The sequence below is a fragment of the Weissella viridescens genome (assembly GCF_014789145.1).
In the GTDB taxonomy this organism is placed as follows: Bacteria; Bacillota; Bacilli; order Lactobacillales; family Lactobacillaceae; genus Weissella; species Weissella viridescens.
Genome location: NZ_CP061835.1, coordinates 262,372 through 273,730, shown reverse-complemented (window position 1 = coordinate 273,730; position 11,359 = coordinate 262,372). Strand labels below are relative to the sequence as shown.

Here is an 11,359-nt window from a genome sequence, read left to right as displayed (position 1 = left end):
AATACACCTATATCTTACGCTTAAAACCTTAAATTGCAAGGCTTTTCATAACATAAACAACACAATTGGTATGCTTACATCTATCATTCGATATAGTTTGACTCATTGGTTACAAAATTCACAATGAGAAAAATTTCCTTTTTCACATTAATACAATAGTAAAGGGCATATACTAAATAAAAATATGAGTAAAGTAATGATTTCACCACAAAAATTCGTCAACTTGTGAATATAACTACATACAAAAAAGCCACCGGTTTTACCCGGCGGCTTTTTCTGTAGCATGATCAAAGTTAACTAAGTTTTACTTCTCTTCACGCTTCTTGTTGCGCTTTCCTAATCCGAATAATGCTAATGCACCAAGCATTGCACCACCAAGTAGTCCAGCATTTTGAGCGTCTTCAACACCAGTGTTTGGCAATTGTGCTTGCTTCTTATCAGCAGCACGTTGTGCACTAAGTGCCTTAGCTTCATTAATGATAGCATTTACTTCAGCTTCTGAAGTTGCTGCATCAATGCGAGCCTTGAAGTCGTTCTTTTCTTGTTCAGTCAAGTTTTGCAAACCATCAATTTGGTTCTTACCATTTGACTTTACATCTTCTAAGTTCTTACCATCTTGTGCTTGACCATCTGTACCTTGGTTACCCTTTCCATCAGTACCCTTATCTTGGTTCGTAGGGTTTGATGGATCAGTTGTCTTGGCATCATTTTGGCGCTTAGCTTCATCAAGAATGTTGTTGATGTCATCAGTAGAAGTAGCTTCATCTACACGCTTCTTCAAGTCATCCTTTTCTTGATCAGTCAAGTTAGGTAACTTGTCGATTTGGTTCTTAGCATCGTTCTTGGCATCTTCAAGGTTCTTTGAATCTTGGTTAGCTTCGTTTTGGTCCTTGGCATCTTCAACGATTTCGTCAACTTCATCAGTTGTCTTGGCGTCGTCAATGTCCTTCTTGATGTCTTCCTTTTCCTTATCAGTCAAGTTTGGCAACTTGTCGATTTGGTCCTTGGCATCCTTCTTAGCGTCTTCAAGTTCCTTTGAATCTTGGTTAGCTTCGTTTTGGTCCTTGGCATCTTCAACGATTTCGTCAACTTCATCAGTTGTCTCGGCGTCGTCAATGTCCTTCTTGATGTCTTCCTTTTCCTTATCAGTCAAGTTTGGCAACTTGTCGATTTGGTCCTTGGCATCCTTCTTAGCATCTTCAAGTTCCTTTGGATCTTGGTTAGCTTCGTTTTGGTCCTTGGCATCTTCAACGATTTCGTCAACTTCATCAGTTGTCTTGGCGTCGTCAATGTCCTTCTTGATGTCTTCCTTTTCCTTATCAGTCAAGTTTGGCAACTTGTCGATTTGGTCCTTGGCATCCTTCTTAGCATCTTCAAGTTCCTTTGGATCTTGGTTAGCTTCGTTCTTATCCTTGGCATCGTTCAAGGCATCGTCAACTTCATCAGTTGTCTTGGCATCATCAACGGCATCCTTAGCATCTTGCTTTTCCTTATCGTTCAAGTTTGGTAACTTGTCGATTTGGTCCTTAGCATCTTGCTTAGCATCGTTTAGATCCTTGGCATCTTCAACGATTTCGTCAACTTCATCAGTTGTCTTGGCGTCATCAATATCCTTCTTGATGTCTTCCTTTTCTTGATCGTTCAAGTTTGGCAACTTATCGATTTGATCCTTGGCATCCTTCTTAGCTTCTTCAAGAACTTCTGGATCTTGGTTAGCTTCGTTCTTATCCTTGGCATCATTCAATGCGTCGTCAACTTCATCAGTTGTCTTGGCATCATCAACGGCATCCTTAGCATCTTGCTTTTCCTTATCGTTCAAGTTTGGTAACTTGTCGATTTGGTCCTTAGCATCTTGCTTAGCATCGTTTAGATCCTTGGCATCTTCAACGATTTCGTCAACTTCGTCAGTTGTCTTGGCGTCGTCAATGTCCTTCTTGATGTCTTCCTTTTCCTTATCAGTCAAGTTTGGCAACTTGTCGATTTGGTCCTTGGCATCCTTCTTAGCGTCTTCAAGTTCCTTTGGATCTTGGTTAGCTTCGTTCTTATCCTTGGCATCGTTCAAGGCATCGTCAACTTCATCAGTTGTCTTGGCATCATCAACGGCATCCTTAGCATCTTGCTTTTCTTGATCGTTCAAGTTTGGTAACTTGTCGATTTGGTCCTTAGCATCTTGCTTAGCATAGTTTAGATCCTTGGCATCTTCAACGATTTCGTCAACTTCATCAGTTGTCTTGGCGTCATCAATATCCTTCTTGATGTCTTCCTTTTCTTGATCGTTCAAGTTTGGCAACTTATCGATTTGATCCTTGGCATCCTTCTTAGCTTCTTCAAGAACTTCTGGATCTTGGTTAGCTTCGTTCTTATCCTTGGCATCTTCAACGATTTCGTCAACTTCATCAGTTGTCTTGGCATCGTCGATAGCATCCTTGGCATCTTCCTTTTCTTGATCGTTCAAGTTTGGCAACTTGTCGATTTGATCCTTAGCATCATCCTTGGCATCTTGCAAGTTTTCGTCAGATTCCTTCTTGGCATCTTCAACGATTTCGTCAACTTCATCAGTTGTCTTGGCGTCATCGATGTCCTTCTTGATTTCTTCCTTAGCTTGGTCATCCAAGTTTGGCAACTTATCGATTTGATCCTTGGCAGCATCCTTAGCATCTTCAAGTTCCTTTGGATCTTGGTTAGCTTCGTTCTTATCCTTGGCATCGTTTAATGCGTCATCAACTTCATCAGTTGTCTTGGCATCATCAACGGCATCCTTAGCATCTTGCTTTTCTTGATCGTTCAAGTTTGGCAACTTGTCGATTTGGTCCTTGGCGTCGTTCTTAGCATCTTCAAGTTCCTTTGGATCTTGGTTAGCTTCGTTCTTATCCTTGGCATCGTTTAATGCGTCGTTAACTTCATCAGTTGTCTTGGCATCATCGACAGCGTCCTTAGCATCTTGCTTCTCCTCATCGCTCAAGTTTGGCAACTTGTCGATTTGGTTCTTGGCATCATCCTTGGCATCTTGCAAGTCCTTGTTTGCTTGATCTTGATCCTTAGCATCCTTCAAGGCTGAATCAACTTCGTCAGTTGTCTTTGATGCATCAACTGCATCTTCAGCAGCCTTCTTCTCGTCATCTGTCAAGTTTGGCAACTTGCTAATTTCGTCCTTAGCGGAGTCCTTAGCATCTTGCAAATCCTTATTTGCTTGATCTTGATCCTTAGCGTCTTGCAAGTTCTTTGCTACTTCATCAGTTGTCTTTGAAGCGTCAACTGCATCCTTAGCATCTTGCTTTTCTTGATCAGTTAAGTTTGGCAACTTATCGATTTGATCCTTGGCATCGTTCTTAGCATCTTCAAGTTCCTTTGGATCTTGGTTAGCTTCGTTCTTATCCTTGGCATCCTTCAAAGCTGAATCAACTTCGTCAGTTGTCTTTGAAGCGTCAACTGCATCTTCAGCAGCCTTCTTCTCGTCATCTGTCAAGTTTGGCAACTTGCTAATTTCATCCTTAGCGGCGTCCTTAGCATCTTGCAAGTCCTTGTTTGCTTGATCTTGATCCTTAGCATCCTTCAAGGCTGAATCAACTTCGTCAGTTGTCTTTGATGCATCAACTGCATCTTCAGCAGCCTTCTTCTCGTCATCTGTCAAGTTTGGCAACTTGCTAATTTCGTCCTTAGCGGCGTCCTTAGCATCTTGCAAATCCTTATTTGCTTGATCTTGATCCTTAGCGTCTTGCAAGTTCTTTGCTACTTCATCAGTTGTCTTTGAAGCGTCAACTGCATCCTTAGCATCTTGCTTTTCTTGATCAGTTAAGTTTGGCAACTTATCGATTTGATCCTTGGCATCGTTCTTAGCATCTTCAAGTTCCTTTGGATCTTGGTTAGCTTCGTTCTTATCCTTGGCATCCTTCAAAGCTGAATCAACTTCGTCAGTTGTCTTTGAAGCGTCAACTGCATCTTCAGCAGCCTTCTTCTCGTCATCTGTCAAGTTTGGCAACTTGCTAATTTCATCCTTAGCGGCGTCATTAGCATCTTGCAAGTCCTTGTTTGCTTGATCTTGATCCTTAGCGTCTTGCAAGTTCTTTGCTACTTCATCAGTTGTCTTTGAGGCGTCAACTGCATCTTCAGCAGCCTTCTTCTCGTCATCTGTCAAGTTTGGCAACTTGCTAATTTCGTCCTTAGCGGCGTCATTAGCATCTTGCAAATCCTTGTTTGCTTGATTTTGATCCTTAGCGTCTTGCAAGTTCTTTGCTACTTCATCAGTTGTCTTTGATGCATCAACTGCATCTTCAGCAGCCTTCTTCTCGTCATCTGTCAAGTTTGGCAACTTGCTAATTTCGTCCTTAGCGGCGTCCTTAGCATCTTGCAAATCCTTGTTTGCTTGATTTTGATCCTTAGCGTCTTGCAAGTTCTTTGCTACTTCATCAGTTGTCTTTGATGCATCAACTGCATCTTCAGCAGCCTTCTTCTCGTCATCTGTCAAGTTTGGCAACTTGCTAATTTCATTCTTAGCGGCGTCTTTAGCATCTTGCAAGTCCTTATTTGCTTGATCTTGCTTCTTAGCAGCATCAACAACTTCATTGACATCGTCAACTGTAAGGGCGTCATCAACTTGCTTGTTGAAATCAGCCTTTTCGTCATCAGTCAAGTTTGGCAACTTGTTGATTTCGTCCTTGGCAGCATTCTTAGCATCTTCAAGGGCTTGTGGATCTTGCTTGGCTGCATTGGCATCCTTAGCATCCTGAACAATTTGCTTAACTTCATCAGTTGTCTTAGCGGCATCAACCTTATCGTTAAAGTCCTTCTTCTCTGCATCGTCTAAGTTAGTCAATCCATCGATTGTATCCTTAGCCGATTGCTTAGCATTGTCAAGGTCCTTAGCAATGGCATCAGTCACAACACCATTAATTTCAGGAGTTGTTGTTGCGTCATCAACTTGCTTCTTGAAATCATCCTTTTCGGCGTCAGTTAAGTTTTCTAGAGCATCAATCTTATTCTTAGCATCTTGCTTTTCATTATTTTCATAGTTAGGCAAGTACTTATCAATGATTGATCCAGTAGTTGAAGTTGATACTTCAGCTGAAGCTGAGTTTACAGCTGCGCTTTCTGAAGCCACTTCTGAATTACTAGTAGATGTTGAATCCGCAAGTGATTGGTGAAATTCACTGTTAACTGAAGCAGCTGACTTTGATGCTGAAGCTGAAACAGATGGCCATTGTGCGTTAGATTCACTAACTGACTTTGAAACAGAGTCACTCAAAATCAATGAAATTGAAGTTGACTTTGAACGGTTTGGCAAAAGAATTCCAATTTCATCACGAGCACTACGGCTGTTAGCGGCATCAATTCCTGACAATTGGATTGAGTTTGAACGGCTAACTGAAGCACTACCTTCAGCAATGTTCAAACTGATTTGGCTCGCAATTGAGTCCACGATTGATTGTGATGTTGATTCTGAAATTGATGTTGAGCCTGAAACTGATCCAGCTAATGAAGACTTAGCTGAAGTTTCAAGTGAAGCATTCAATGAGTTGTTAGCTGATGTGCTAGCTTCAAGTGAAGCATCGTTAGCTGATGCACTTGCAGCTGCAGACGCGTCAACTGCTGAAGCTGACTTAGCAGCTGAGTCCATTGAATCAGAAGTACTTGCTGAAACAGATGCATCAGTTGAAGCTTGTAATTCTGCATCGTAGCTTGACTTTGATGCTGACAATGAAGTTGAATTTGCTTCTGAGATACTCTTTGAAGCAGCCACTGATCCAGGTGTTACTTCAGTACTTACTGATGCTGACGCATTGGTTGAGTCAAATTGTGAAATACTCAATGACAATGAGATTTGCAATGACTTTTGTGAATCAACACGGGTGAATGGTGGGAAACCAGTTGTCACTTCACGTGAAGCACTGTCTTGGGCACTCTTCCATGCAGCTGAAACTGATGTATCCAATGACTTTTGAATTGAGACACTTTCGGCAACAGCATTTGAGAATGATGTTGATTCTGAACGTGAATCATTTTGTGATTGGAGACGTTGTGAAAGGCTCTTTCCACCATCATCTGCAACAGCTTGGTTTGAAGCACTTGCGAATGACTTAGAAGCCGAAACTGAGTCAGTTGATTGTGAACGGAATGCAGAAACTGATGCAGTTGATTCTGAAAGTGAAGCTGAATCACTTTCTGAAACCTGCAATGAGTCACGTGTTGACGCACTCTTTGAGTTACTGTTCCACAATGCATCTTCCAGTTCGTTGAAGTTTGACACACTCAATGAAACTGACTTTGAAGTTGAGGCTGAATCAGCCAAGCTTGATTGAATTGATGCAGACAATGAGGCATCAGTAGCTGAGAAGCTATCCAATGAATCTTGACCGTATGATTCGCTTGCTTGTGACATGCTATAACTTGTTTCCATACTTCCTGAGATAGAAGCATCTAATGATTCAAGCAAGCTTGCTGAAGCTGATTCTGACATGGCGTTGTAATCCTTGATAACAGGAGCGCCCTTAACATCAGAATATTCGTAGTTGTTTCCAGTTCCAAGCGTTGCTTCGTACGCATCAATGATTGCTTGAAGAGCGGCGTTAGCTGCATCACCGGCAATACCAGGCAATACTTGGCTAACACGTCCCTTAACAGCATCACCAACAGTTTGTAGCAATCCAGAAGTATTCACACCAACTTGGAAGTAGACAGTATCACCTTCTTCAAACCCATAATCGCTTGGGTTAAATGGAATTTCAATGGTATCCGTTCCTGAAGTCTGTAACTTATCACGTGATCCTGGAATTTCAACCCAAGCCCCGGCTCCATTGTTAGCCTTTGGGTTCCAATAATACGCAACTCCATCCATCTTACCGAAGGCACTCAAGAATCCTTGGTCAACAGTAACCTTAACAGATCCATCTTTACCTTGTGTGATAGCGATTGTACCATCCAAGATGCCACTAATATCGGTTGAAAGTCCCATATCAGCAAGACTTCCCAAGCCGAAACGCTTCAAGAATTGATCCATGGCTTCAAGGAACATGTTGGCTTGTCCGGCGTCAATACCACTTTCGCGGTTAGCTTGGTGTCCAGGAACTGGTGTACTTGTTGAAGTAGCACCTGCAGCAACACGGGTAACCTTCTTAAGGGCTGCCTTTGAAGCTGAAATTGATGCTGAAGTCTTCAAGTTTTGTGATGCGCTTGTTGAAGTCTTCAATGAACCGTCAGCAACAGCCTTTGACAATGAGGCTGATACTTCTGTGCTCTTTACAGCAGATTCGCTAGCAGAAGTACTTGCGTCAGCAACAGCTGAATCAGCTGTTGAAGCTTCAGAAGTTTCAACACTAGCTGAATCTGTTGATTGTGATGTTTCGTTAGTTGATTCTGAGTCAACTGTTGAAGTTGCTGCTGAATCGTTTGATGTTGATGTTTGTGAATCTACAGTTGAAGCTTCAGTAGATGAAGCTTCTGTTGTAGAAGTTGATGCAACTGATGTATCAGTTGCTGATTCAGTTGATTGTGATTCAACTGAAGCGTCGTTAGTTGAAGTTGCTGAGGCAGCAGCTTCTACGACTGAAGTACTTGCAGATACTGAAACAGATGTTGAAACTGAGGCACTGTCAACATCAGTTGTTGATGCTGAAGCGCTAGCTACGTCTTCCGTTGTTGCTGCTGAGTCTGCGGCTGGAATCGTCGCAGAATCCGTGTTAGCCAACACGCTTTGATCATCAGCTTGAATAGCCTTTGGATCAGTTGAATCAGCAAACGCACCGGTTCCCCCCAACAACATGCCACCTGCAGCACCACTAACAGTAGCAGTACCAGCAACTAACCATTGCTTACCAGCTTTGAACATGCGGTAGCGAACCTTTTTATTATTATCAAAAATCTCCGCTTGACGTTCTGAATTGAATCTACTCATATAATATGTCTCGCTTTTCACACTTATATTATAAAAAACTCCAACACTACTTGTATTAGAATCCTATCAATAATGAATTAATCCCGATTTTACAAGTATCCCAATAAAATAAGAACCCAAGCAAACAGACGTATCTGTATGCCTAGGTCCTTATTTTACAACATAATTACTATATTTCAAATCTTTTTCACAGATTTTGGGCTGTTTTTTGAAATGTTAATTTAATGAAACTCTCACAAACAAAGTAATTCCAATAGGTTAAACGTTTTACTTGTTTTACTAATTTTTTTGATTTAATTTGTATGTGAAGTGCTATTTGTTACATGTTTATATTAAATACCTAGTGTATAATTATGCGAAAGTTATTTCACTTCCACAACACGGTCCATTGGGACACCAGATTGTTCTAAATCGTGATAACCTTGTGAATCAACACGAACCTCATCAATATAATCCAATTGACCTTGTAAAATAAGATCCAAATTCCCACGCACATTGCCATTTTCATCTAATACTGACTCGGCCATCTCCAAGACGTTATGTGATTTCGCTTCACGTAGCGAATTCATTTCAACACCCATGTAATGGAAGACAACCGTATCATCCTCTGTGACCAATTGAGCCACTTGATCAACCAAAAACGCATCTAGGTTTTCATAGTCCTTAAGGACCGCATGCGTTTTTGGATCTTCAATCGTTACAAAGTTAATCACACCTTCGTAGAAGTAATAACGCACAACCGGTTGCACATCAGAGTTATAGAACACGATTTCTTGCAGCTGATTGTCGGCATAGAACAAATTACTAAACACAGTCCCATCAAAGGCATATTCTTCAATGTAATCAAGTGTGCCATCTGGGTTGTTATAACGGACATCTTGCACCGCACGACGTGTATTGCCAAAAAGATATTCACGCGCAATAACATCTCCTTGATCACTCACTAAAATGCTACCATCTTGGTTCATATCAATTTTCGCCCACGTTGGGACTGGAACATCATTGAAGAAACGATATTGATCAGGTACATAACTACGCTTCGTAACATGATCTAAGACGTTGATACCTTTAACGCCTTCATCCTGCAAAAGTCCAAAAAAGCGTGGTGCAGCTGTCAAAGTAATGACTGTTGCATCATCTTTAGCGATATTTTGTTTTACCTTTTCCCAAACATCACTCCCGGGGGTAATGTTATTAACTAACTCATAGTTCATCGATTAACTCCTTCCACTTAGCAGCGGTGACATGATCTTGGAATGGCTCCACTGACTTTTGCGTATTTTGCTTAAGGGTTGCGTAATTAGCATCCAATAGCTTTTCCAAACCTAATTCAATTTGATCAACATCATAAGCTTCATCATCACGTTTAAACGGCATTAGGAAACCGTTCACACCATCCTGAACCAATTCTTGCGCACCAAAACGCGCATCAAAGGTCACAACTGGCAATGCTGCATTCAACGCTTCAATATACGTCAAACCAAATCCTTCAGAAAATGACGTTGAGATGAATGCATCATACTTTGGATAGATATTTACCAAGTCATTTGAAAGACCCTTCATTGTAATGTAATCCTCAGCGTTGCTATCTTTGATAGCTTGTTCAATCGTGTCTTTCTTTTCACCTTGACCGTAAATGTCAAAAATAACATCGACACCCAACTTATCATGTAACTTAGCTACTGCTTTAACAGCAATATCAACGTGCTTTTCAGCCGCTAAACGTGAAGCCGTAATAAAGCGAATTGGCGTATGCATTTCGGCATCTTCAATAGCTGGTGCATCATCTCGAACACCACCAACCGGAATTGCAATGACCTTATCAGCCGCATCTGGAAAATCAACTAAGATATCATCACGTTGGATCTTTGTTGCCGTTACAATGGCATCTACTGCATCCACATGTTCTAGCATGTATTCATAGTGATCATTCCATAGCGGATACTTTGGATCATCACGATTGGCTAATTGATCAGCATGCACAATGTAAACAATCTTTGAGTTTGGAATGCGTTTCTCCATCAACACATCATCAGCAAATTCACCACGGTCAATGATAAATGTGCTGTGTTCATTAAAGGCAGCATCTAGTTTTTCAAAGAACATACGGTGCAAACCGTTTAAATTACGGAAGAAAAGATGTTCGCCGTTTTCATTGAATAGGTGAATATTTGAAACAACGGCTTTACGATGAGGATCATCAATAATCTCGTACATGACACGACGTTCACCAGTTGCTTCATTAAATAACTCAACCCGATAATTAGAAACTTGCAAAATTTGATTTTCAGGGTCGTGCTTATCAGGCCCCTTCACCATGTGTTGCACATAACGAATCCCTGAATCCGTCACCCCTTCACGTTTACGGTGCGTATTGGTACGATCAACCACCGTATCTCCATTAATTGGCTCCTGGCGTTCTTTTAAACCAGTCTTTAAGTAATCTTCCCCTAAAACTAAGTACTCCCATAAATTAATCACTTGATCATCGCGTAATTTCCAATGATCAATAGCCTTATGTAATTCAGGCACAAAGTTTAAAAAGATATATCGATAAGGTAACCCCGCTTGGTCAAAGCGCTCCGCACGATAAAATTGCGCATGCTCAACACCGGAATTTCCGATGCCCATGGCTTGATTAATAAAGAAATTCATATTCTCTCCTACTTTCTATTCTCAATCCTTGTGATTTTGCCACTTATCTCTAAACAATTTAACTGCCGCATCAGTCCCCATACCAATCCCAGTAACTTCGACATCTGAAATTGATAAATTAGCCATCTGTGCTGTCGCTTGGACTTGCTCAAAATAAGACTTTAGCTGTTCCGTATCTGCTAGCGTTGTCGCCGTCATCCCCAGATAGACAGCTTCATCAAAACGTGTATCCATGTACATCGTATCCACAGGGTAATTTACCTTTTTAAACAAAATCGTTGCCGTTTGCACAGATTGCGTTAATTCACGTTTTTTTGCAACAACTGCATCGATGGCAGGGTCTGTTTCAAAAGTCATAGTCGTGAAAAGGTCTGATTCAGCTAACAAAATAGAATCAAACTGCAATTCCTCATTATTAAACTTAACAATACTAATTCGATAGTCAATCGCATCATATGGAAAGGTAAAATCAAAACTTGATGTTGTCTGGACAATACGATCCATAACATGACCTTCCTGGTCAAGAAAATCAACACTAATTCCGACTGAATTAACTGGTGTTGCAGTCATATTGGCCTGAACGTGGTACATATGGTCAGGTTCCAAAATTGGCATGACCACACTTTGCCGTATCCCCGCATCAGAAGCTTGTTGTGCCGATAGATTTTCCCAAGTATAAATCGGCTTACCCGAAGGCTGTAAACTATTGGCGTAGGCAACAGTTGTCACATCAGGATAAGTGATGTCAGCACCATACGTAAAGGCATGCGCTGAGAGCTGATCCCATTTTAAAATATAAACTGGTTGCATCTCCAC

At 41.2% G+C, this 11,359-nt stretch carries 4 protein-coding genes; all 4 read right to left on the bottom strand.

The window, feature by feature from the left end; translation table 11 throughout:
• Nucleotides 1–304: 304 nt before the first annotated feature.
• Entirely contained in the window at nt 305–7,888 is a 7,584-nt protein-coding gene (locus tag IE337_RS01365) for a KxYKxGKxW signal peptide domain-containing protein (protein ID WP_191136512.1), read from the bottom strand.
• A gap of 362 nt (nt 7,889–8,250) precedes the next feature.
• Nucleotides 8,251–9,102 carry a hypothetical protein gene (locus IE337_RS01360; protein ID WP_191136511.1) on the bottom strand — a complete coding sequence of 284 codons (852 nt, stop codon included), beginning with the start codon at nt 9,100–9,102 and terminating at the stop codon, nt 8,251–8,253.
• Entirely contained in the window at nt 9,092–10,543 is a 1,452-nt protein-coding gene (locus IE337_RS01355) for a glycosyltransferase (RefSeq protein WP_191136510.1), read from the bottom strand. Before IE337_RS01355 ends, IE337_RS01360 begins: the two co-directional genes overlap by 11 nt.
• 21 nt (nt 10,544–10,564) lie before the next feature.
• Nucleotides 10,565–11,353, bottom strand: coding sequence for an accessory Sec system protein Asp3 (gene asp3 / locus IE337_RS01350; protein WP_191136509.1), 789 nt, complete (start codon nt 11,351–11,353; stop codon nt 10,565–10,567).
• Nucleotides 11,354–11,359 lie beyond the last annotated feature (6 nt).

Excerpts from the sequence above, each read along its gene's own strand:
- IE337_RS01365 (WP_191136512.1), bottom strand. The coding sequence starts at position 7,888 with ATGAGTAGATTCAATTCAGAACGTCAAGCGGAGATTTTTGATAATAAT.
- IE337_RS01360 (WP_191136511.1), bottom strand. The coding sequence starts at position 9,102 with ATGAACTATGAGTTAGTTAATAACATTACCCCCGGGAGTGATGTTTGG.
- asp3 (WP_191136509.1), bottom strand. The coding sequence starts at position 11,353 with ATGCAACCAGTTTATATTTTAAAATGGGATCAGCTCTCAGCGCATGCC.
- IE337_RS01355 (WP_191136510.1), bottom strand. The coding sequence starts at position 10,543 with ATGAATTTCTTTATTAATCAAGCCATGGGCATCGGAAATTCCGGTGTT.